Annotated in this window: 17 protein-coding genes; 7 read left to right on the top strand and 10 right to left on the bottom strand. The window is 42.5% G+C overall.

The window, feature by feature from the left end; translation table 11 throughout:
• Positions 1 to 42 precede the first annotated feature (42 nt).
• Positions 43 to 972, bottom strand: coding sequence for a DUF808 domain-containing protein (locus DABAL43B_RS01675; protein ID WP_079690784.1), 930 nt, complete (start codon positions 970 to 972; stop codon positions 43 to 45).
• A 448-nt stretch (positions 973 to 1,420) separates the two neighbouring features.
• Between DABAL43B_RS01675 and DABAL43B_RS01670 the strand changes: the two genes are divergently transcribed.
• From DABAL43B_RS01670 to DABAL43B_RS01650, 5 genes are all read left to right on the top strand, one after another.
• Positions 1,421 to 2,275, top strand: a complete 855-nt coding sequence (locus DABAL43B_RS01670; RefSeq protein WP_079690783.1) for a DsbC family protein — start codon at positions 1,421 to 1,423, stop codon at positions 2,273 to 2,275.
• Between the two features lie 232 nt (positions 2,276 to 2,507).
• On the top strand, positions 2,508 to 3,851 hold the full coding sequence (locus DABAL43B_RS01665) for a homoserine dehydrogenase (protein WP_079690782.1): 1,344 nt from the start codon (positions 2,508 to 2,510) through the stop codon (positions 3,849 to 3,851).
• 59 nt (positions 3,852 to 3,910) lie between these two features.
• Positions 3,911 to 5,092 (top strand): thiolase family protein, encoded by a 1,182-nt coding sequence (locus tag DABAL43B_RS01660; protein ID WP_079690781.1) that lies wholly within the window; start codon positions 3,911 to 3,913, stop codon positions 5,090 to 5,092.
• Positions 5,093 to 5,515: 423 nt separating this feature from the next.
• Positions 5,516 to 6,364, top strand: a complete 849-nt coding sequence (locus tag DABAL43B_RS01655) for a DUF2382 domain-containing protein (RefSeq protein WP_079690780.1) — start codon at positions 5,516 to 5,518, stop codon at positions 6,362 to 6,364.
• A 290-nt stretch (positions 6,365 to 6,654) separates the two neighbouring features.
• The gene (locus DABAL43B_RS01650; protein WP_079690779.1) at positions 6,655 to 7,323 is read left to right on the top strand and encodes a YsnF/AvaK domain-containing protein; all 669 of its coding nucleotides are present in this window, start codon (positions 6,655 to 6,657) and stop codon (positions 7,321 to 7,323) included.
• Between the two features lie 159 nt (positions 7,324 to 7,482).
• Here DABAL43B_RS01650 and DABAL43B_RS01645 read toward each other — a convergent pair whose 3' ends face one another.
• Together DABAL43B_RS01645 and secA are read right to left on the bottom strand one after the other, a co-directional pair.
• On the bottom strand, positions 7,483 to 8,007 hold the full coding sequence (locus DABAL43B_RS01645) for a hypothetical protein (protein ID WP_079692996.1): 525 nt from the start codon (positions 8,005 to 8,007) through the stop codon (positions 7,483 to 7,485).
• A gap of 173 nt (positions 8,008 to 8,180) precedes the next feature.
• The gene (secA, locus tag DABAL43B_RS01640) at positions 8,181 to 10,970 is read right to left on the bottom strand and encodes a preprotein translocase subunit SecA (RefSeq protein ID WP_079690778.1); all 2,790 of its coding nucleotides are present in this window, start codon (positions 10,968 to 10,970) and stop codon (positions 8,181 to 8,183) included.
• A 357-nt stretch (positions 10,971 to 11,327) separates the two neighbouring features.
• On the opposite strand from secA, the gene mutS reads away from it, so the two are divergent.
• A complete protein-coding gene (gene mutS / locus DABAL43B_RS01635) occupies positions 11,328 to 14,468 on the top strand; it encodes a DNA mismatch repair protein MutS (RefSeq protein ID WP_079690777.1) in 3,141 nt (1,046 codons plus the stop codon).
• A gap of 92 nt (positions 14,469 to 14,560) precedes the next feature.
• Positions 14,561 to 14,884 (top strand): ferredoxin FdxA, encoded by a 324-nt coding sequence (gene fdxA / locus DABAL43B_RS01630; RefSeq protein WP_079690776.1) that lies wholly within the window; start codon positions 14,561 to 14,563, stop codon positions 14,882 to 14,884.
• Positions 14,885 to 14,987: 103 nt separating this feature from the next.
• Here fdxA and DABAL43B_RS01625 read toward each other — a convergent pair whose 3' ends face one another.
• From DABAL43B_RS01625 to DABAL43B_RS01595, 7 genes are all read right to left on the bottom strand, one after another.
• Complete coding sequence (locus DABAL43B_RS01625) at positions 14,988 to 15,497, bottom strand: pilin (RefSeq protein ID WP_079690775.1); 510 nt, start codon at positions 15,495 to 15,497, stop codon at positions 14,988 to 14,990.
• A gap of 137 nt (positions 15,498 to 15,634) precedes the next feature.
• A complete protein-coding gene (locus DABAL43B_RS01620) occupies positions 15,635 to 16,828 on the bottom strand; it encodes a serine hydrolase domain-containing protein (protein WP_079690774.1) in 1,194 nt (397 codons plus the stop codon).
• A 56-nt stretch (positions 16,829 to 16,884) separates the two neighbouring features.
• Positions 16,885 to 18,222, bottom strand: a complete 1,338-nt coding sequence (locus tag DABAL43B_RS01615) for a sulfatase-like hydrolase/transferase (protein WP_079690773.1) — start codon at positions 18,220 to 18,222, stop codon at positions 16,885 to 16,887.
• An 85-nt stretch (positions 18,223 to 18,307) separates the two neighbouring features.
• Entirely contained in the window at positions 18,308 to 18,814 is a 507-nt protein-coding gene (locus DABAL43B_RS01610) for a pilin (protein ID WP_079690772.1), read from the bottom strand.
• A 314-nt stretch (positions 18,815 to 19,128) separates the two neighbouring features.
• Positions 19,129 to 19,578 (bottom strand): type IV pilin protein, encoded by a 450-nt coding sequence (locus DABAL43B_RS01605; RefSeq protein WP_079690771.1) that lies wholly within the window; start codon positions 19,576 to 19,578, stop codon positions 19,129 to 19,131.
• Positions 19,578 to 20,207: a type IV pilin protein gene (locus DABAL43B_RS14530; RefSeq protein WP_319823001.1), complete on the bottom strand. Its 630-nt coding sequence runs from the start codon at positions 20,205 to 20,207 to the stop codon at positions 19,578 to 19,580. Before DABAL43B_RS14530 ends, DABAL43B_RS01605 begins: the two co-directional genes overlap by 1 nt.
• Positions 20,208 to 20,301: 94 nt before the next feature.
• Positions 20,302 to 23,988 (bottom strand): PilC/PilY family type IV pilus protein, encoded by a 3,687-nt coding sequence (locus tag DABAL43B_RS01595; RefSeq protein ID WP_079690770.1) that lies wholly within the window; start codon positions 23,986 to 23,988, stop codon positions 20,302 to 20,304.
• Positions 23,989 to 24,042 lie beyond the last annotated feature (54 nt).

Raw genomic sequence — 24,042 nt, 5'->3', positions numbered from 1 at the left:
GCTTTTTTATACTTAATCGAACCTGCTTAACTGACTATGGATTTAATGCGCAGAAGAAGCATCTTTGTCTTTATTTCGTATTTTACCAACGACAGTGACAATAGCCACTACTACAACGCCAATAATGAGACCAACCAGTCCATTTAATAACATAGTCGTCAGACTTTCAAATACACCAGTCAGATGCGCTATGTCCTCAACTTCATGATGCAAAAAACCAATACCATGCACTAAGATGCCACCCCCTACTAAAAACATGGCTAACGTGCCGGCGATAGATAAAAACTTCATTAATTTTGGCGCAGCAGCTAATAGCAACTCACCTATTTTTTGCTTCACATTGCCTGATTGCTTCATCAAATACAGACCCAAATCATCAATCTTGACGATAGCAGCGACCAAGCCATAAACGCCAACCGTAATAGCAACAGCAATAATAGCGAGAACCAAGCTTTGCTCTAACAACGTCGCACCTGCGGCTGCACCAAGGGCAATCACAATAATCTCAGCCGATAGTACAAAATCTGTGCGTACCGCGCCTTTTATTTTTTCTTTTTCAAAAGCGACCAAATCAACAGTCTCATCGGCATTGGCACGTAGGCGCGCGTTTTGCTCTTCATCGTGAGGCAAAAGATGCGGCCAAAACTTATGAATCACTTTCTCTGCGCCTTCATAGGCCAAATATAAGCCGCCACACATCAACAGTAGTGTTACTAACGGTGGATAAATAGCGCTAATCAATAGTGCTGATGGCACTAAGATAAGTTTATTGACGAATGAGCCTTTAGCCACTGCCCACACGACTGCCAACTCACGATCTGCTTTGACACCAGTCACTTGCTCAGCGTTAAGTGCTAAGTCATCACCTAAGACGCCAGCCGTTTTTTTGGCAGCAACCTTGGTCATCAGGGAGACATCATCTAATATCAAGCTGATGTCATCAAGTAAGGTTAATAAACTGGCACCTGCCATGGACGTTCCTTAAAATTAAATACACTTAATGAAATAGAAATTTGAAACAATAATTATTAAATCTGATAGCTGTCTAACAGCTATAGACCATAGTATTTCTTGTAGCCTACCTAGACATAAGGCCATATGACATAGCAAAAATGTATCTTATCTCTTATTATATTTTTTATTATGAAGGCTTTCTAATAATTTATTTAGCCAGACAATAAGCTGGCTTTTCGTCGTGATTTATAAAAATATGTTAATATAGAGCACTTTATACTGATTGATTCTGCAATTTTTATTTGCGGAAATCATTGAAAAACAATCTATTAACAACAATCTCATTAATAATCTTATATCACAGACCTTATATCGCAGCCCTTATTTAGCAAAACCATTACCACTTATCCCAATATCTTTTGTCATGAACACACGATTAGGCACACCTGCCTATAGGAAACACCATATGTCCTTATTCCATTCTAAAGCTACGCTCACTAACAAAAAACTCTCTCGCAACCACCTATCTCGTGCCACGGCTGCGGCATTGCTGGTTATTATTGCTGCTGGCTGTTCTAATAATGCCGCAGATGCGACCAGTAACACCAATGTTGTCAATAGTGCGCCAGCCAAAACCAGTACCACTTCGATATCTAAAGATAGCAATGCCGATGTGGTCAAATCATTACAAACCAATTTAAAAGCTTCAGGTATTGAAGAAAATATCCTCTCAGCCGTACCAACCGATATGGACGATATTTATTGGGTTACTGCTGATGGTTTACCTTCTTTCTTTACCGATAAGTCTGGTAAACATATTATTCAAGGGCAAATTATCGCCGTTGGTGATGACGTGCCTGTGGATATCAGCGGTGCTTTGGTTGCCCGAACTGCACAACAAGCTCTAAAAGCGGTCGATAAAAAAGATATGGTTATCTATCCAGCAAAAGGCGTGACTAAGTCAGTGGTTTATTCCTTTACTGACGCTGATTGCCCTTATTGCACCAAACTCCATGAGGAAATGGACGAGATTAATGCCTTAGGCATTGAAGTACGCTATTTAGCGTGGCCGCGTAGTGAAGGCAGTATTCCAAAGATGGAAGCTATCTGGTGTAGTGAAGACCGTAAAGCCGCTATGGACCAGGCGAAAATGGGCGCGAACGTACAAGCAGCTAGCTGTAACAGTCCTGTGCAATCGCAAATGGCGCTTGGTAGAAGCCTTGGTGTCAACGGTACGCCGGCTATCTTTACTGAATCTGGACAGCAAGTGGGTGGTTATTTACCCGCCGCCCAATTGGCACAAGCGATAGATGCTAGCTAATCGGCTATCCTATGATATTGCTGACTTTGGCGACATTGAGAGTGGGTAGACGCCATCAGCGCTTGTCGGTATGATACGATAAAGCGCTAGGCAAAATTAGCCGCATATTTTTATCTAAGTCCTTCTTTATGCAAGTTCTTCATATAAGTTTTTCTTTATCTAATTAATTTGATAATCTAAATACTTTCATAGAAGCATTTTTTATCCAACTCTTTAATCTCTTGAGGATACTGTGAGCAAATCCATCAAACTAGCGATACTTGGTTTAGGCACCGTCGGAACGGGTGTGATCAATCTAATCAATGACAATTTAGATGAACTAAAACGTCGTAGCGGACGCGACATTATGATTACCGAAGTCGGTACTCGTCGTCAGCGTGATGATATCGATCCTAATATTATTCAAAACAGTGACTTGATGGCAATCGCTGCCAGTGACAATGTCGATATTGTCATCGAAGTGATTGGCGGTACTACTCTCGCGAAAGACGTCATTATGCACGCCATTAAAAACGGCAAGCATGTGGTTACGGCGAATAAAGCATTATTGGCTGAGCATGGTAATGAGATTTTCGCTTTTGCGGAACAACATAATGTCCATGTCGCTTATGAAGCAGCGGTAGCTGGCGGTATTCCGATTATTAAAGTCATGCGTGAAGGATTAGCTGCCAATAAAATCGACTGGTTGGCTGGCATCATTAATGGTACTGGCAACTTTATCATGACTGAAATGCGTGATAAGGGTCGTCCATTTGCAGATGTGCTAAGCGAAGCACAAGAGCTCGGTTATGCTGAAGCAGACCCGACTTTTGATGTTGAAGGGATTGATGCAGCGCACAAACTGGCACTACTTGCTTCTATCGCCTTTGGTATTCCGCTACAGTTTGACAAAGTTTACTGTGAAGGCATTACGGGTATTACCTTACAAGACGTTAACTATGCCGAAGAGCTTGGCTACCGTATCAAGCATTTAGGTTTTGCCGTGCGCCGTGATGGTGCAGGTAATGATGAAGCCGCCGGTATTGAGCTGCGTGTACACCCAACACTTATCCCGCAAAACGCCTTACTTGCCAACGTGAATGGCGTAAAAAATGCCGTGTTGGTAAACTCTCACCCACTTGGGCAAACGCTCTATTGTGGCGACGGTGCAGGTGCAGGCGCGACGGCTTCTGCGGTGATGGCAGATGTCATGGACTTGGTTCGTGTCTTAGGTAGCAAAGATAACAATGATGTAGGCAATAACGGTCATCATGTCCCACACTTAGCCTTTATCCCTGAGCAATTATCGGACACGCCGATATTGCGTGCTGAACAGATGATAACCGGTTATTATTTACGCGTTCATGCTTATGATAATCCTGGAGTATTGGCTGATATCACACGTATTTTAAGTGATGCTGGTATCAATATCGATGCCATTTTACAAAAACCTGCCCATAAACTTGGTCAAGTGCCCGTGATTATCTTGACGCTACCTGTGGTTGAGAGTCAGATGAATCTGGCGATTGAAAAAATTGAGAAGCTAGATACGGTTACTGATAAAGTGGTACGTATTCGCTTAGACGAGCTGGCGTAAATCCGTCCTTTAAGTAAGTCAAATATTTGTAATGAAAATACATAAAAAAGGAAATAACGATGTCAAATGATGCAGTGGTAATTTTAAACGGCGCACGTACTCCAATGGGTGGCTTCCAAGGCGCACTTACAGAGGTAAGCGCAACAGACTTGGGCGCTACTGCTATCAAAGCGGCTGTTGAGCGCTCAGGCGTTAACATCGATAGTATTGATGAAGTCATCATGGGTTGTATCTTGACCGCGGGCTTAGGTCAAGGCCCTGCTCGTCAAGCGATGCGTAAAGCAGGTTTGTCTGATGCAACGGGTGCAGTTACGATCAACAAACTATGTGGCTCAGGTCTAAAAGCAGTCATGCAAGCCCATGACGGTATCAAAGCTGGCAGCTTTAATGTCGCTGTTGCCGGTGGCATGGAATCGATGACCAATGCCCCTTACATCATGCCAGGTTCACGTGGCGGTTATCGCATGGGACATAAAGAAGTCAAAGATCATATGTTCTTAGATGGTCTAGAAGATGCCGAAACAGGCAAGCTGATGGGTCAATTTGCTCAAGAAATGGCGAATGAAAAAGGCTATAGCCGTGAGCAAATGGATGATTTTGCTATCGAATCGCTTAACCGTGCGTTAACAGCTATTAAAGAGGGCCATTTCGAAGATGAGATTGAGCCCGTTACCTTTAAAACTCGTAAGGGCGAGCAAACCGTTGATACTGACGAACAGCCAGCCCTTGCCAACGCTGAGCGCATTCCTACCCTACGCCCAGCCTTTGCAAAAGATGGTACTATCACGGCGGCAAATGCCAGCTCAATCTCAGACGGTGCTGCCGCAGTGGTATTAATGAAAGAGTCACAAGCCAAAGCTGAAGGTCTTGATTACCAAGCGCGTATCGTTGCGAGCGTTTCTAACTCTCGTCATCCAAGCGAATTTACCATTGCTCCGATTGGTGCAATTGAAAAGGTTTTAGCAAGCGCTGGCTGGTCAGTAGCTGATGTCGATCTATGGGAAATCAATGAAGCCTTTGCCATGGTTACGATGGCGGCTATGGATGAGCTAAACATCGAACATGCTAAAGTAAACATTGAAGGCGGTGCTTGTGCGCTCGGTCACCCAGTAGGGTGTTCAGGTGCTCGTATTTTAATTACTCTTATCAACTCTCTAAAGCGTACTGGCGGCAAAAAAGGCGTTGCGACTTTATGTATCGGTGGTGGTGAAGCAGTAGCCGTTGCGATTGAACTTGCTTAATATTTAATCGTTTTAATTATCGAGCTGCTAGAGTCGATAATATTATTTGATATTCTTACTTATTTTCCAAGACCTACTAACCGCATTGCTTATGGCTTTGCGGTTTTTTTGTACTTATAAATTACAAATATGCAGGAGCTATTTATCATAGTAAGAAAACGTTAACTTAAATTTATATATGGCTTGTGCCATTTACAGCCTATTACACGCAATTACCTCAAGTGCACACTTTGCTACCTTGCTCATATATCGCCCTGAAAATTCAGCTGTTACGATGATTACAAGTTGATGCAAAGACGGCTTAACGTACTTTGCTACCATCCTGAGTTTAGTACAACCACTTATTAGCAAAACGATTATTCGTTTTCTAGTAATGTAAATTTAAAATAATTATTAATTTACTCATACAAAAGGAAGATAATAATGAGCCAACTAATTCGTTTAAAAGATATTCAAGCGACTCACCACGACCTTATCGGTGATGACTATTATGATCCAACAGGCAAAACAGCCTATGGTGTTAATGAAGAAAAAATTGGTAAGATTGATGGCGCCTTGGTAGAAGACACCACTGGTCGTATTCGTTATTTAATTGTTGATGTGGGCGGTTGGTTCAGCTCAAAAGAAGTGCTAGTACCAGCAGGTTTGGCACGTATCGTTGGGGATGATGTCTTCTTTGATAGCTTAACCCAAGCGCAAGTAGAAGCAATGGAAGTGTACGACCACGATTATCAATATAGTTACAAAGATCAGTATGAAAAAGACCGTCAATCGTTTGTTGCTGATACGGTTCCAGTTGCAGAGCGTATGGAAATTGCCGACCATAACTATGACGCGCCAAATACGCTGGAGCTATTAGAAGAGCGTTTGACCGTCAATAAAGATCGTATCGTCGCAGGCTTGGTAAAAGTTGGTAAGCATGTCGTCACCGAAGAGCGTAATATCGATGTCGATCTAGAAGAAGAACATGCCAATATCGAACGTACCAATGTAGATCGCCCAACAGATCGCCGTATCGGTGATATCGATGGTAATCAGACCATTGAAGTTGAGCTAGAAGCAGAACGTGCACGCGTGAATAAAGAGACGTATGTCACTGAAGAAGTAAATGTCGGTAAAACGTCAGAGCATCGCACTGAAACTCTCGTAGAAACTATTCAGCGTGAAGAGCTAGATGTCGATGGTGATGGTAATGTAATTGACCGTGATGGTAATCTCTTTACTCGTGATGACATTACTGCCGAAGACGTACGCCGCGCTCGTGGTATGTAACACGCTACTCTTTCGCCTCGTGGTATGTAACACGCTACTCTTTCGCATAGTTGCAAGATCTGATTAGTGGTTGAGATATCTTTTTATCTTAAACGTACTATTCAAAGCATTATTATTTAAAGTATTGTTATTTAAAGAACCACTATGCGATAGAAATTAGCAGCTGAGCCTCTCGCTCAGTAGATAAGACCAGAGCTCCGTCTCTGGTCTTTTTTTATATCTAACCGTTTTTTATCCATATTAACTTTTACATATAATATCTTTCATATATAAAAATAAGGAATATGACCATGAACACCAATAATGAAAACAATTATCCTGACAATAACTATCCTGACTTTACCGATAATACTGCTAGCGGCACCAAAGATGATTTAATATCATCTGACTTATCGTTACCTGAAAATAGTCAGGAGCAAGCGATATTAGCCAATCAAAAAGGCAGTCTTTCAAACAATCTAATAGGTACTGATAACGGTAACGGCGGTTATCTAGAGTTACTAGAAGAGCGTCCAGTCGTCAACAAAGAACGCTTAGATGTTGGTAAAGTAACCGTTACTAAGCACTTTCGTACCAAAACAATCCAAGTACCTATTGAGCTGGTCGAAGAATATGTGACCATACGGACGGACTATCACGATACCGAGAGTCAAGATTTATTGTCAGGTAACTATGATGATAAAGATATCTTGCGTCACGTTGAGCCATCGTTAGATAGTAAGGCGGTCGTTACCATCAATGGTAAACAAGTTGAGATTGGTGATGAACCGATTGAGATAATCCTGTCACGTCAAGTAGCGACTATCACCAAAGACACCTATGTCATTCAAGAAGTAGCTATTGAGAAAACCACACATAGCCATACTGATAGCATCGAAGTCGAACTGAAACATGAAGAGCTAGACGTCAAAGAAGAAGGGTTTTTAGCGCATGAGCGTAATTCTGCGCATAAGAGATAAATCGTTTTTAAAGGATTTATCTATCAAATGCAAAAAAGCAACGCGAACGTTGCTTTTTTTATAAGGCATTGTAATCAACATAAAATAAAATCAACATATCGATCATCACATGCTACGTTGAAAATAAATTAACCATAAAAACCATTCTTACACGGCATTTTATACTGTTTTCTTACACTCATAAGTACTTATATTGGCTGCATCCGTACCGGCCGTACGCATCACGCCCGTTTCACGTTCTTTATGAGCCACGCGCCACTGTACAAATCCTTCGCCACCATCGATAGCAGTTGCTGCTTCAAATACCTCAGGGTTGCTGGCATCATTGGTTTTCGTCAAGGTTACCGTTCCTTTGGCAGTGCCAATAACCACTTGATTGTCAGTATCTTTGTAAGTCGCTTCAACCGTTAGCTCAGGTGAACATAAATATGTTATCTGATTCACGCCTGTATTGACCGAAGCAATCGTATCATCTTCCACTTCGCTAGCGGGCGCATCTACAACGACATCACTCGGTTCGGCTGGCTCAGCGGACATGGGCACTGACTGCTCTTCACTGATACTATCTTCCAAACTTGGCTCTGTTTCTTGCTTTGGTTGGCAGGCACTAACCGTCATAGCACCAGCCAACAAACCCGTTATAACTACAGAGGTACGCAACTGTTTTAATAATTCTAAATTCACAACACTCTCCCAAATAAATATGTTAAACACTATAGCGTGTCCATAAATGCACGCCTATGCTGAATTTGTAAGCAATCGCTACAATGCAGATGATAATTTTATTTAGCCCATAAAAAAGTCCCTGTTTAAACAGGGATTTTTATCATAGCTTACCAACGTTTGCTTATCAATATTTAGATTTTACCATGACATTGTTTGTACTTAAGTGCTGAACCACATGGACAAGGCGCATTACGACTGATGTTCATACCAGCATATGGATTTGGCTCATTAGCATTGTTGCCACTGCCCACCATAGCACCTGCGGCTACCGAGCCAGCAAGATTACGGTTTTGTGCCGCCGCTCTATCATTAGCGCCATCTAAGCCGCCATCCATGTTATCGATATCATTGTGCTCAAACTGCATTTGCATATGTGCAGCATTTTCACGCTGCTGAACTTCTAATGCCTCTAGCTCTTCTTTGGTTGGAATATGCACACGTGATAAATCTTGTACCGTCTCAGATTTAATCGCCCCAAGCATCATCTGGAAGAGCTCAAACGACTCACGCTTGTATTCTTGCTCAGGGTTTTTCTGCGCATAACCACGTAGATGAATGCCTTTACGCAGCTGATCCATCTGCGTTAAATGCTCTTTCCAATGCTTATCTAGGCTTTGGAGCATGAAGTGACGCTCAAGCTGAGCGGCATCTTTTTCACCCATTTGCTCACGGCGACTATGATAGCGATCTAAGGCGGTTTGGATAATTTTGGCACGTAGCCCTTCTTCATCCAAGCGGCGATCTTCATCTAGCCAATCATTAATAGGCATTGTAATCTTGAATTCGTTCTCAAGCTCATCCTCTAGACCATCGACGTTCCATTGGTCATCGATAGAGCCTGGCGGAATAAACTGGTTAATCATGGCGTTGTAGACTTCTTGATGCATGATTTTGATGGCTTCGAGCAAATCCATTTCTGCCAATAAATCATCGCGCTGACCATAAATAACTTTACGTTGCTCATTGGCCACATCATCATATTTCAGCAAGTTTTTACGCGCATCAAAATCGCGACTTTCCACTTTACCTTGGGCGTTTTCAATCGATTTAGAAACCATTTTATGTTCAATAGCTTCGTCTTCTTTTAGACCCATCGCTCGCATCATATTGACCACGCGGTCACCGGCGAAGATACGCATCAAATCATCTTCTAATGATAAGAAGAAGCGCGACATACCAGGATCGCCCTGACGACCCGCACGACCACGCAGCTGGTTATCAATACGGCGCGATTCATGACGTTCAGAGCCAACAATATGTAGGCCACCAGCCGCCACGACTTGGTCATGTTGCACTTGCCATTGAGCTTTTAAGCGCTGCATTTCTTCTGGGCTAACAGATTCTGGATCTTCGATAAACGACTGCCAGTTACCGCCAAGGATAATATCGGTACCACGACCTGCCATGTTGGTTGCGATAGTAACCGATTTTGGGCTACCCGCCTGTGCGATGATTTCCGCTTCACGCTCGTGCTGCTTAGCATTCAAGACATTATGCTTCACGCCTTCTTGATCGAGCAGATAAGACAACTCTTCACTGGCTTCAATCGTCGCCGTACCAACCAATACTGGCGCACCTTTTGCTTGAATTTCTTTAATCTCGCGGATGATACCCTTATATTTGCCTAACTTGGTTAGGAAAATTTGGTCATCCATGTCGATACGAGCAATAGGCTCATGCGTTGGAATAACGATGACATCTAAGTCATACGTTGATTTAAATTCTGCCGCTTCGGTATCAGCAGTACCAGTCATACCCGATAGTTTGTCGTATAGACGGAAAAAGTTCTGAAATGTCGTCGTCGCAAGCGTTTGGTTTTCTGCTTGAATCTCGACGTTTTCTTTGGCTTCTACCGCTTGATGCAGACCTTCTGACCAACGGCGGCCGGGCATAGTACGACCGGTATTTTCATCAACGATAACTACTTCGCCCTCATCAACGATATAGTGAACGTTTTTGACAAAAACATGGTGAGCACGAATGGCTGCTTGTACGTGTGCGAGAAGCGGTAAACGAATTGGGCTATATAAACTTTCGTTTTCACCCAGCTCACCGACTTCGATTAAGAAGCGTTCAATTTTCTCATAACCTTTTTCGCTAATTTCAATCTGACGGTTCTTTTCGTCAATCCAGAAATCTTCTTCTTCATTATTTTTATTGGCTTCTTCGTCTTTTGAACGTATCAGCACTGGAATAATAGTGTTAATCAGTGCATACATGCGCGATGAATCTTCGGCTTGACCCGAGATAATTAGTGGCGTACGAGCCTCATCAATTAAGATAGAGTCAATTTCATCAATAATACAAAAGTTCAGTGGACGCTGCTTTTTTTCGGCTAGGCTAAAGACCATGTTATCGCGTAGGTAATCAAAGCCGTATTCGTTATTGGTACCGTAGGTGATGTCTGCTTGATAGGCATCGACTTTTTCTTGTGGCGGTTGCTGCGAATAAATCACGCCAACCGTCATGCCCAAAAAGCCAAATAACGGACGATTTAATTCAGCATCACGCGCGGCCAAATAATCGTTGACCGTCACCAAATGTACGCCTTTGCCGCTAATAGCATTGAGGTACATCGCCAAGGTGCCCATCAAGGTTTTACCCTCACCAGTTTTCATCTCAGCGATTTTACCTTCGTGCAAGGTAATACCACCGATCAACTGCACATCATAGTGACGCATGCCGGTGACGCGTAATGATGCTTCACGACAGACAGCAAACGCTTCTGGTAATAATGCATCTAAGCTTTCACCATTTTGGTGTCTTGCCTTAAATTCTTCGGTTTTTTGTTGTAATTGCTCATCAGACAGGGCTTGTACTTGAGCCTCTTGTGCGTTGATCTTGCTGACCACTTTGCGCATGCGCTTGAGTTCACGGTCATTTTTGGTGCCAACGACACTGCCTATAATCTTTGATAACATAATTTTTTGACCTATGGAAATATTCGATAATTAGTGCGCATTAGCCAACGCTTAGCTTGCCGCTTTGTCATCATCCGGCTAAGTGCTATCCAATTCAAGTTACTAGCCAATTCAAGTTACTATCTAATATAAATTACTATCCAATTTAAGATAGTCTAATAAAGGATCGCCTAATGAAGTATCGCCCAATTAAGTGTGACGTCATTATATATGGTTATGACGCCGATGGATACAAGGGCAGTTAGTAGATATTTGCCGACGTAAAAACACAGTAGGACGTGTTAAAATAGGGCTTATAAGCTTAGATTATTTAAGCAAATTATTTGAGAAAGATAAAAGCGATATAAGAGACCCTGCATGCCTGTCAAACCTTTTGCTCAAACCAATAAGACCATAAAATCGACTTCAAAAAACACTTCAAAATCTGTGCCAGCGTCATCTGACTCATTGGTCATAGGCGATGCCGTTTATTATTTGGCAGACCACACTCCGATGATGGTGCAATATCTCACCATGAAAGCCAACTATCCACAAGCATTGTTACTCTACCGGATGGGCGATTTTTATGAGTTATTTTTTGATGATGCCAAGCGCGCGGCGCAAATATTGGACATTACACTCACTCGTCGTGGTACCGATAAAGCCGGCAATACTATTGCCATGGCAGGCGTACCCTTTCATGCTGCCGATAGTTATATGGCACGGCTCATAGCCGCTGGGCAAACGGTGGTGGTCTGCGAGCAAATTGACGAGTCAGCAAGCAATATATCCAGTTCTCCTACAATAGGCGATAAGCAAAAAAAAGATAAAAGTAAATCAGCGGCTGGCAGTATTATGCGCCGTGAGGTGGTCAAAACCCTGACCGCTGGAACGATTACCGATGATGCGTTAATTGCGCCCAATCACACCCCGACTGTTGTTTCTATTGATATTGATATTGCTATACCTAAATCTAATAGCAATCAACCATTACAAGCAGCTATCAGTCAGATGGATTTAGCCGCTGGGACATTAATCACGCAAACGCTTAGTGCTAGCTACAATAACAGCCATGATGATATTAAGGGCTTACAAACCCAAATGCTCACGGTGTTAGCGCGCTTCGCTCCTAGTGAATGTATCATTAGCGAAGCGCTCGGTGACAGTAGTGGTGATATCGGTGAAGGCTGGTTGCTATGGCTACGTCAACATCTTGACTGTCCTATTATTGAAGTGGCTACCAATGACTTTCATCGTGACCATGCCAGCGCGACATTATGCCAACAGTTTGAGGTGCAACGCCTTGATGGCTTAGGTATTAGCGATGCGCCACTGGCTCAATCTAGCTGTGCAGCATTGATACATTATGCACGGCAAACTCAGCAACGTCATGTGCCACAAGTCAATCAACTTATCGTCGAATATAGCGATGATTACTTAATTATTGATGCCAATAGTCAGCAAAATCTTGAACTATTTACCCCCGTTAGTAGTAACGGTACGTCATTAATATCTGTCCTCAATCATTGTCAAACGCCAATGGGACGACGCTTACTCGTACAGCAGATGAAGCGCCCATTGCGTCAGCATGAGCGTATTAATTTGCGCTTAGATGCGATAGCCAGTCTTTTGCAGACCGACAAGCACTCAACGCCGACTGAACAAAAATTAGAAAGTGGCTCATTAGTGCAAAACCTACGCGAAACGCTCAATGCCATCGGAGATATTGAGCGCATCAGTAGCCGTATCGGATTGATGAGTGCTAAGCCTCGCGACTTACGCAAGCTTGCTGATGGTATTGCTAGTAGTACCGAAATTACTAGCCTATTAACATATTTAAGTATTAGCCATGAGCAGGCAGGACTGTTGCCAATGCTGATGCAGCAATTGCCCGACCAGTTACCTGCGGTACAATCCGTAGCCGAGCTAATCGAGCGCGCCATTATTATAGAGCCGCCTGCCCATATTCGTGATGGCGGTATGCTCGCTACGGGATATGATCCAGAGTTTGATCGTCTCACCCATCTCCATGACAATATCCAAACGACACTAGATGAGATGCTAGAGCGTGCGCGACTGGATAACCAATTGCCTAGCCTCAAAGTTGGCTTTAATAAGGTCAGCGGCTTTTATTTTGAGCTGCCAAAAATGCAGGCAAAAAATGCCCCTGCGCACTTTATCCGTCGGCAAACGCTAAAGAGCAGCGAGCGCTTTATCACTGATGAGCTAAAAGAAGTAGAAACCGAGTATCTCAGCGCACAAACTCTAGCACTAACTCGTGAAAAGCAATTATATCAAGAGTTGCTAACCATCTTAAGCAGCCATTTAGCACAGCTGCAGCAGTTAAGCGCTGCTATCGCACAAATAGACGTACTTAGTAATTGGGCACAGCTCGCTAACACTTATAACTGGCAGCGCCCAGTCATGAGTAATGATTCAGAGAATAAAGACAGCTCAATTACTGATAATCAAACCAGTATCGATATTAAACAAGGTCGCCATGTGGTCGTCGAAGCTGCGTTAAGTCCAGTCAATGCTGGCAATATCGTTAATAACTTTAAGAATAGCAGCGCAACCAAACATAGCAGTCATTTTGTCGCTAATGACTGTGCGCTCGGTAGCGATGCAAATCCTGAACGATTATTAATGATTACTGGTCCTAATATGGGCGGTAAATCTACTTATATGCGCCAAACGGCATTGATTATCCTACTTGCCCATTGCGGTAGCTTTGTCCCAGCAGCAAGCGCTCATATTGGTGATATCGACCGCATCTTTACCCGTATTGGCTCGGCCGATGACTTAGCAGGCGGTAAATCAACCTTTATGGTGGAGATGATTGAAACCGCTAACATTCTCAATCAAGCAACCAATAAATCGCTGGTACTCATGGATGAAGTTGGGCGTGGAACGGCAACCACAGACGGTTTAGCCATTGCCCACGCTTGTGTCAATCGATTGGTTGAGATTGGCTGCCTGACATTATTTGCCACCCATTATTTTGAACTGACAAAATTGGCAGAAAGTACTGAAAATAGTCATAGCAGTATTCGCAATGTTAATGTCGCCGCAAGCGAGGTCGATGGTCAGCTATTGCTACTGCATCAGATTCGCGAGGGTGCAGCAAGCTCCAGCTTTGGATTACATGTCGCTAAAATGGCAGGTATCCCAACCCAAGTACTTAATGATGCTAAGCGCTATTTAGTAGACAACTTAAGCATAGACAACTTAAAGATAGAAACTCTTAAAGCGGATAACGACAAAGTTATTAGTGATAAAGTTGATGACAAAAATGACTTAGCTAAGTCAGTAACAGATAAAAGCTCGCAATATCACGCTAACGGAGCAGAGATAGCAAGTGATAGAAGCGTGAAGAAATATCAAAGCATAGTTAATATTCCACAGCAAAATCAATTGTTTAGCTTGCAAGACGAGCTGAGTGCGATTGATCCTGATAGCCTCACGCCTAAGCAGGCGCATGATTTACTCTATCATCTGAAAAAAATCATTAGTCATTAAAGGGGTTTGTCAAATTGTCGTAAAAGCGTTAAAATACAGCTTATTCCAAACTATTCTATTTAGCCTTAAGCCAATAACAGGTAGACAGTACTATGACCTTTGTCGTTACAGAGAACTGCATTCTTTGCAAATATACCGACTGTGTGGAAGTCTGTCCTGTGGACTGCTTTTATGAAGGACCGAACTTCCTCGTCATCGATCCTGATGAGTGCATTGACTGCGCGCTATGCGAGCCTGAATGTCCTGCCAATGCCATCTTCTCAGAAGATGAAGTTCCAAAAGGCCAAGAGCAATTTACCCAGTTAAATGAAGAGCTGGCACAAAAGTGGCCAAACATCACAGAGATGAAAGGTCAACTGCCAGAAGCTGAAAAGTGGGATGGTGTCGAAGGTAAGATTCAGTATTTAGAGAAGTAGTAAGATTTTTAATGTAGCTCAATAGATTTAAATAAAAAAACCACCTAATGGCCATTAAATATAAAGGGCTATTAGGTGGTTTTTTTATTGAACAGCAATAAGTCTACAGACTAGCGTCATAACTACATGAATTAGGTAAATAGACAGCTTCTATATTACTACTACAACTCCAAGAGCCTTCACTGGTGCGTAACCATTTTATTTTTTTACCCGCCAGTCTTGGGTTCACTTGTGTCGATACAGTGCCGGTGATACTGGCGGTTAATACCAGCGGATTAGTAATTTGCGCTACGCCCATGTTATTGGGTAAAACCACCCCTACTTGTGAGCTACCTACTATCAAATTAGACCCTGATGCGCGTGGATCACACTCATCCCTACCTAGTCCAATTACTGTTGTGCCTGTCTGCAAACACTCTTCTACCGTTAGGCGCAACTGTCCTAATTCATTTATAACCCTCGTCGCTTGGGTTTTGCCAATATAGATTTGATATTGCGGAATAGCAATCGCTCCCAAAATGCCAATAATAGCCACCACAATCATCAACTCAATCAAAGTGAAGCCCATTTGGGTCAAGGAGTGACGATTTTGAGTCGTTTTAATAGTAGTCATAACGTTTACATCAAGTTATCAAAGTTAACCTGATAGTGCACAGTGTATGCCATTAATAATTTTTAGCTAATAAAAAAGCCAAACATGATGTATGGCTTTTTTATTGAATGAATTGAAGGGCTTTTTAGTTCTAGATTTTAACGGTTTAAATGCTTATATATCATCATTTTTACCTTATTACTGCCCTCTACTCCCTCATCTGAGGTCCCATTGCTTAATAATGCCACGACTCCACCATTGTCACTGACCGCGACTAATGAAGATAAACCTAACAAATTACCATCACGATAGTGTACTACTCTCGATTGAGCATTGGGCTGATATGTCACCATAGCATAGCCATAGCACTCCGCTATCTGCGCGGGGTCACATCCTGCCTTATCCGCGTCGGTTAGTATATTTGGCTCAGGCTTAGCTGCCATAACATGTACTTGTTTGGCTAAGTCCATCGCATTACCTGACAGTCCAGCAGCGGATGCTAGTGCCTCATAGTCAAACACGGTATAAATATTAGCCACACCTGTTAGCCCCGTCTCGACATAGTTGTAAAATACTTCATCGGGCAGTACGCTATTTGAAACAAACTGAATACGACTATCAGCAAAATTATATTGCTTTTTAATCACCTCTTTATAAGATTTACCCTCATTTATTCGACTGATTACTTCGCCCAATAAACAATATCCCAAATTAGAATAGCTGGTCTTATCATCAGGGTCGAAGCCTAAGGTAATGTCATTCAAGCCCGTGATATGATTGGGGCAAATGTCCTGGCCGATATTGAACATATCCTGACCAAAGACGCTATAACGGTCAAACCCTGCACGGTGTGATAACAACTGACGGATAGTAATGTCATTGATACGGGCATCTGTAGGTGTGTCAATCTCGCTGATAGTATTAGCCAATGGCGTATCGAGTGTCAACTGACCGTCTTTGACCAGCTGTAGAATCGCATCGGCTGTCCATAGCTTAGTGACACTGGCATAACGAAAGCGCGTCTGCTCGGTGGTGGCATCTGACAATAGTGGATATTGACCGATATAGCCGTTTTCACAATGGTGCTGCGTGCCGTTTGGCTCAATATAAGCGATTTGGTTGGCAGGGGCGTTATTATTACGGGTTTGATACCGTAGAGTATCCGCCAGCCATGTAGGGCTATTGTCACTACAGCGCATTTTTTGGACAGACAGCTCGGCACGGATTGGGTAAGATTTTTGCCATAAGTTATTACGTGCTTGATTATTGACATAAAAGTATCCAATAAAAACAACCAACGATACTAACAAAATAAGGATTATTGCATCTTTAATCGTAAGACTCTTAAACATCCGCTGTTCCTAATAAGTCGATCATCACTATTTGATAATTACTGCTAGTAAATGAGTTAGTTTGTTTCAAACTCAATGATAGGTACTTTACCTTTAACAAATACGCTTGAATCCTCTTCGATGAGCGGTGGCTCGTGGTCACCCACCACTATGATTCGTGTACCGGACAAAGCAGGGTCTGCTATCATCTGAGATAACGTATAAAAAAACTGCTTTTGTAGTTTCAGGTTACGACAAGCTGCCGTATCATTTTTTATATTGTATTTGCTACAGTCAAATAAATCTGATTTCAAATCTCGCTCATCATAAATAGCATGAGTATTGAGCGTCAGCCAATATAAGAATAACTTTTTGTGGTTATTAAACTGCTCGACAATTCTAGGCGCTATATCACTATCACAGTTACCAGGGAACGAATAACAGCGCGAGTCTGGTATATTCAGCCCCTGATCTCGAAATAGCATTTGCTCAAAACCCGCTCTTGGATACCAATACTGTCTGTCATACATAAAGCCAATCGCTCCATGCACAGCCACGGTATGATAGCCCAAATCTTTATAATGATTGGGCAGACAGTCCTCAAAGCCCTCTAGCTGGTTTTTTAGATTGAAGTGTATAGGCGCTTTGGCACACAGCTCTCTTAACTCTCCTCCGAGAGTCGCACCAATAAAATTTAGGGTATCTTGCTTAATATTACTAACAGCAAGGTTATTCAGTATGGGAGACAGCACATCTTTCTGAACCTCTGAATCAGTCGTTACACCCCACGCTTCATTGACCACCAATAGCACTTTATCGTGGCTATTTGGATAAGTAAACAAGTCAGCAGTCGCCCCTGTTGCCGTCGATTTTTGAAAGGCATCGCCTGTCATGGTAAAGGTTTGGACAAAGCCACTATTAATATAGTCGATATTACTGATGGACTGCGAACCTACTACATTATTACCTATGTCCGTAAAATGCACACTATAAGCATAATAAAGGATTATGATATTAAACAGCACCAGTAAGGTTTTATTATAGTCTGCTTTATATACTTTGAGATATAGATAGCTCTGAGCGATAATCAGGACAATGAGAGTAACACCATACAGCTGATAGCTACTAGAGGATATAAAGGCAAATTTGGATAAATAAACTAAATCACTAATTCTGATAAAGGGGAACAACTGGGTAAACAATGCCAAAAAATCTGCTAGCGATAGCATAATAAAAGCAATAACAAACAGCAGCCGCTGCCGAAAAGCTAACAATAGCAGCGGTATAAAATAATCAATATTAATGAGGGCTCTTTGAGTGCCTGTCAGATGGGCCAATAGATTCATAATGATATTGGGTAGCAGAACAACGAGCAAGCCACCCAACACTATTTTTATATTTTTTATGTTATTCATATATATCTACAGGCATATTTCACAGGCAAAAAAAAGAGAGGATTACTCCTCTCTTTTTTATTTTAACACATTTTAAAAGTTAAACTTATGCACTAGGAGCGGTAGATGCCGTACATGAAGATGGGCGATATTTATCTTCTACAGTAGTCCAGCAAGACCATGTACCATTTGCAAGACGTGTCCAAGTTAGAGTGTTCTTACCAGTAGCTTGCAACGTGCTAGCCGCATTGTTACTAAATGTAGCTGCGATACTGGCAGTATTAGCTTCACCATCGATACTTACTAATGGGAAACCATCAGTAGCATCAGATCCATTGGTTACAGCAGCACCTTGAATATTAGACGTTGTTGCACCTAGTGAACATGTAGTAGCACCAGTGCCACCAGTATTAACAATACTAGCAGTACGACCTGAGTTCATGCAGTCTTCTACTGCCGTTTTTAGGTTACCAGTTTCGCCCATTACACGGCTAACTTGTGATTTAGCGATATAGTTTTGGTACTGAGGAATAGCGATCGCAGCTAGGATACCGATAATAGCAACAACGATCATTAGTTCGATTAAGGTAAAACCTTTTTGAGCAGTGTTCATAAGAACTCCTTTGGGGTATATAAAGATAAGTGGCTGTTATTGATACTGCCGCGTTTTATCTTTAGTAATATAATTTGTTTCTCTTATTATAAACGTTGCATATAACGTGCCAGAATCATCATTCGTCGTGAGCGTTTTCTGTAAGTACTCAATTACGTTCATTATTTATACGTAATAAATTATCATCAGTATAATGACTGACACTGTATGTTACGCTTAACCTACTGAAAATTGTCAGTGTACACACTATGTGACAGTAATACGTAACTAATACTGACAATTTTTGTCAGCTGTATTTTTTTTAACGGTTTTTTCTAGTCATTCCAGTCATTCCCAGTACCGCAAACGCTATTTCGACACTTAGTCCCTTGATAGTTAAGACTGAGTATCCCATCCGTTGTCATTTGGGTGCTGGCTTTTGGTGTGGCAATGATACGCCACTCGGACGTGAGCGGGTTCGGAGTAAAGGTAATAGCATATAACGCAGTACCTTGTTTAGGAAAGTCCCCACCCAGTCCTGTGATTAGAGCGTTGCTATAGCTACCTTGGATCAGTTTACGACTTTGAATCTCAGCCGCGATATTATGCATCTCGCTCATCATATCGGTGCGTTTGGATTTGATGACATAGCGTTGGTAGTTCGGATAAGCGATAGCGGCGAGTACGCCTAAGATAGCGACGACGATCATCACTTCAACCAGAGTAAAGCCGCGCTGCGCTGTTGATATAGTGACTGCCCTATCCTGCGTTGTGTTTACTATCATCACCAGGTTTCCTCGTTCGCACCGCAATTGGCATCAGCAATATCTATCGTATTGGTTTTATGCTGACAGCGTATACCGCTACTGCTAAATAGTATGGTACTGGCATTTTTTGTAATCCCTGAATTGTTGGGTTCAGCCAACATCTTCCACGTCCGACCAGTGATGATAGAAAACCCTGTCGATACTAGCGACTCATCTGTATCGCCACCATCGACCAGAGTAATCTTATATCGGTAGTTGGACGCATCGCTGCTATCCGGTACGTAGATGGTTTTGTTATCTGTTTCTGCGTAGGCATAAGTGACTGTATTACTAGTGTCGATTCTCTGTGGTTGGAAGCCCTGATAGCTGAGTGCTTTGGAGCGCCAACGCTCAAGCTGTATCTGTAATTGCAGCATTTTTGCCTGTGTCTCGCGTTCAGCATTGAGTACGGCATAACGACGATAGCTCGGAATAGCGATGGCGGCTAGTATACTAATAATAAAAACGACAATCATCAGCTCTATAAGTGTGAAACCGCGAGTACCCTTCGGTGTGATTGTGTTTCTCGTCTGAATCATGTGCGACGTCCCGTAATCTAATAATAAATATGTCGCACCATCCATTAAATGTCGTGCGACTATATCCATTCATTGTCATTAGTGCTGTGTCATTCTTATTGAACGGTGATATAAAATGCTATGCCTTTATAATACATAGCACCTTTTATTACCATTATCGCTACTATTTATTACGTTCATACCAGGCACGTGGCTGCATCGTATAACGCTCATTGAATATATACTCTCCAGCAGTGCCGTCACCACCTACTTGTGTAGGACGACTGCCCTCACCTGGATATAAATCCTTGATGTTACTGGCATTTTTAAAGACATCTTCGCCATAGCCTGCTCGGTTGGCTTCTAACGCCCGTTCAGCGATGGTCGTATTACCAATGAGTACCGTAAGGTCAGTATTGTCAGCATTGTATGAACCCAATGTTAGCTCTTGGATACCTTGCCCAGCAGGTAAATAACCACCTGTCCCTGTTTTAGAACTAGATTCCATACAGACGCCATAAGGTAAGCAGTACAACTGACGCTCTGAGCCACCGGAGATTTTTGCTGCACAGCTCGAGACCGTACCATAGAGCTTATCGGGATTATAAACAGTGGTATAGAGTAAGTTATTAATGACCACACTGTCACCAACACCCTTATTGTAGCGGACATTGTTATAGCCATCGAAACGAGTCAATGGGTAATACCAGCCTTGCTTGGTGCCTTCTACCATCGCTGCCTTGGCAGCAGTTTTTGCAGCTTCATTTGGGGCATTGCCTAATTTCTCTGCCAGATTGGTTAGCTTACCCTCAGTCAAGTCTTTTACTTTAGCTGTAAAGCCACTTTTATAGAGATCTGCATGCGTCACATCATTGTCAATAATGCCATAGACGCGGTTTGCATAAGTATTGTTCTTACGCAACGTTGATAATGGTGCGCTGCGATTGCCTGATATGACGTTTACGAGTGCAAATAATTGACCGTTATTAGTGCCGGTGCTCTGGTTACGATAGAAGCTGACGATAGGACGCTCATAAAAACGATAAGCAGGATTACCACTAGGTTTGCTATTTAATACACGAGTGACACCTTTATTTGAAAATTTACTCACGGCATCATAGCCATATTTTTTAGGTCGAGCATTTTCAAAGTCAGCACGGAATACTTGCCCACCTAAATCTGCTATATACAGATGATCCATAAGACCATCATTGTCTCTATCGAGTACGGCAATCTCAGCAGTGACACTATGAATCATATCGGCTGCTTTGGTGTTTACACTACTGCCAGTTTCACTACTGGTTGACCATAGTAACTTGCCGTCACTCGCGTCAATCATATAAACAGCATTACCCTTTGCTGGTGCAGCTGTAGTAGCCATATATTCGTCGTCTTCATAGGCCATATCATAGCCGCCACCAAATATAAGGACATTGGTGGGCTCATCATCTTTACTCAGGCGAATTTTAGCTGTAGTGGGTTTGTTCCAAATCTGCCCGAGCCTTTTAAAATCCGGAGAGCTAATGCCGTTGAGACCATCAGGCGTAATGGTGAACTTCATCTTAGGGCTGGTCTTTTTGCTAATATCAATGCCATAAAACGCCTGCCCGCCCATACGCAAGCCACCATAGGCAAACATACCTTTATCACCACTGTCATCCACAGTGACTCTTTTGTTATCCAAATCGTATTTATAATCGGTAGTCACTAGCCAAGGAGCATCGACACCAAAGTATGGCGTGCCTATCTTGTCGGTAGTGGAGCCCTCCACCAAAGCTTCTGGCTGGGTCTCCATCATCAGTTTAGGAATGATGGCAAACTCCTCTTCACCCGTGTCGGCATCGACCATATGCAACGCCCCATCCATAGAGCCAAACAGTACATAATCATCACGAGTATCCGTAATACGACCGTTGTCATCTAGGGTAGCGCCATAAGAGATGGCTGTTGGGGTTGAGTGCACCACGCCGCCTAATATCTTAATCTCTTTCGATGGTGCCTGCATAGTGATCTCATCAATCATCGCATCATCGGAAACTTGCCCACCTGGAATTAGTAGCGTAGTCTGGTTACCATTTTTGGTTTTTATATTATCAAATCCCAAAAAGCTGAGTAGACGACGCTTGTTGAGTTGGTTACTATTAGCGGGGTCGGTTAGCGACGCAAAACCAGTGCCCTTACCTGAGCCATCGACACCGATTTTACGCAACACTGTTTTGCTGTCACTGTTAGAGGTCACATCTTCAACATAAAGGGTACGAACACTACTAAGCCCTGAGCCTGGAGATTTTAATTGCGCATAGACCCCACCTGCTTCCACATCATTATTCGACGTTTTGCCACCTTTAATAAAGTCACCGTTTTGCCACAAATCTTGAGTCGTCGTACTGAGGTCACCCGCAGCATCTTTATATAATAAGTTTTTATTTTTACCGAACAACGTCCCTTGGTTTAGGTCGTACTTCTTTAGATTACCTTTCCAAATACTCGCTGCTGATGCAATATCAGGATCTAGCATTGGCAAGTAAGCATAGGCTAGCTGATTAGAAGCGCGGTATGGGTCATCAGGGATAGTGATCGTACCTGATGGCGCAGTATTAATAATCTGTACTAAGTTCGCTGCAAAATCAACAATACTGTCGGCGATATCTTTAGACTCTTCAGTGTAATAGAAGCCACCATCACCAAAGGTTTTGGTCTCGTCATCCCCTTTACGCTCACCAAGCTTACATAGATTACGTGCATCTTGTTTTGCATTACCACTGTTGCAGTCCGTTACCTTGACTAATTTGCCATTGGTTATAATATCCCGTGTACCTGTCAACCCTGCAAAAGTTTTACCGAAGCCTACGGTTGCTGTTTTGATCGGTAATTTACCAGGATTAGACGGATTGCGTAATAGCTGTGCATATTCAGCTGTACAGCCCCATGCTTGGTTATCATCACCACTTAGAGCATTACACTTATTGACTGACAATGTGCCGTTAAGTGATTGATTCATCACCGCTTTTGCTACGTTATTACTGGAACCATTAGGCTCACCATCTGTTAGCAAGTAAATACCATTGCCACTGCACTCACTATCGTTGAGAGGCGATGAATAACTATTCTCATCGGCTTTTTTCGCGTCCTTAGTAGAATAATTAAAACCACTATAATTATTATATGATCGGGTTTTTGTATTAGTACCCATCATATAAGCGCCTGCCTCAGCAATTGCCTGCGCCGTAGGCGTACCACCGTTGGCTGTTAAGTCTTTAATTTTATTAATAAGTGCGACACGATGTTCAGGGGTTAGAGCTTTAGTTGGTTCTATCACATAACCTGTTCTTCCATCGCTTTTATAACTGTAAGCGCCTAGCCCTATCTCATAATCATTAGGTAACGAACCTTTGTTTTTTAGCTTATTTGTTTCTTTTATATCGTCGTCATCGTCACCAAAATAAACCTCGTCAGCCAATAGTTCAATAAGCGCTCTTTTAAGACGGGTCATTCTGTCAAAACGAACGTCCCCACGCCCTTTGATATAACAGCCTCTTGGCTTAAACCCTATGGTTTCTTCTATTTCACCATTTTCTTTTCTTACCACTGCAATGATTTCTTCTGCTTCGATGGTATTCATCGAACATGAGCCATCACCATAGTCATTTCTTATACTACTAAAAGCCATACTGCCTGAGATATCCAGCATCATAAAAATAGTCGCCGTACCAGGCTTAGCCGGTGCATAAATCTCCAAATCACCGATTGGTTTACGTTCGACAGTGGCAGCTTGCACGATAGTACCTGTCATACCGATAACGATTGCGGCAGTTAGCGCTTTAATAGGCCATGAGCGTTGTTTGGATAAATTTTTCTGTAGATTTTTCATGACTGACCCCTTAAACGGATTGTGTTATCGAGTGGATAATCATTAGCAGTCATT

Source organism: Psychrobacter sp. DAB_AL43B (genome assembly GCF_900168255.1).
Taxonomy (GTDB): Bacteria; Pseudomonadota; Gammaproteobacteria; order Pseudomonadales; family Moraxellaceae; genus Psychrobacter.
The sequence above is the reverse complement of the archived record's forward strand: the minus strand, read 5'-3'. Positions and strand labels throughout refer to the sequence as shown.

Excerpts from the sequence above, each read along its gene's own strand:
- DABAL43B_RS01610 (WP_079690772.1), bottom strand. The coding sequence starts at position 18,814 with ATGAACACTGCTCAAAAAGGTTTTACCTTAATCGAACTAATGATCGTT.
- DABAL43B_RS01595 (WP_079690770.1), bottom strand. The coding sequence starts at position 23,988 with ATGAAAAATCTACAGAAAAATTTATCCAAACAACGCTCATGGCCTATT.
- DABAL43B_RS01620 (WP_079690774.1), bottom strand. The coding sequence starts at position 16,828 with ATGTTTAAGAGTCTTACGATTAAAGATGCAATAATCCTTATTTTGTTA.
- DABAL43B_RS01660 (WP_079690781.1), top strand. The coding sequence starts at position 3,911 with ATGTCAAATGATGCAGTGGTAATTTTAAACGGCGCACGTACTCCAATG.
- DABAL43B_RS01670 (WP_079690783.1), top strand. The coding sequence starts at position 1,421 with ATGTCCTTATTCCATTCTAAAGCTACGCTCACTAACAAAAAACTCTCT.
- DABAL43B_RS14530 (WP_319823001.1), bottom strand. The coding sequence starts at position 20,207 with ATGGATATAGTCGCACGACATTTAATGGATGGTGCGACATATTTATTA.
- secA (WP_079690778.1), bottom strand. The coding sequence starts at position 10,970 with ATGTTATCAAAGATTATAGGCAGTGTCGTTGGCACCAAAAATGACCGT.
- mutS (WP_079690777.1), top strand. The coding sequence starts at position 11,328 with ATGCCTGTCAAACCTTTTGCTCAAACCAATAAGACCATAAAATCGACT.
- DABAL43B_RS01650 (WP_079690779.1), top strand. The coding sequence starts at position 6,655 with ATGAACACCAATAATGAAAACAATTATCCTGACAATAACTATCCTGAC.
- DABAL43B_RS01615 (WP_079690773.1), bottom strand. The coding sequence starts at position 18,222 with ATGAATAACATAAAAAATATAAAAATAGTGTTGGGTGGCTTGCTCGTT.
- DABAL43B_RS01605 (WP_079690771.1), bottom strand. The coding sequence starts at position 19,578 with ATGATAGTAAACACAACGCAGGATAGGGCAGTCACTATATCAACAGCG.
- fdxA (WP_079690776.1), top strand. The coding sequence starts at position 14,561 with ATGACCTTTGTCGTTACAGAGAACTGCATTCTTTGCAAATATACCGAC.
- DABAL43B_RS01655 (WP_079690780.1), top strand. The coding sequence starts at position 5,516 with ATGAGCCAACTAATTCGTTTAAAAGATATTCAAGCGACTCACCACGAC.
- DABAL43B_RS01675 (WP_079690784.1), bottom strand. The coding sequence starts at position 972 with ATGGCAGGTGCCAGTTTATTAACCTTACTTGATGACATCAGCTTGATA.
- DABAL43B_RS01625 (WP_079690775.1), bottom strand. The coding sequence starts at position 15,497 with ATGACTACTATTAAAACGACTCAAAATCGTCACTCCTTGACCCAAATG.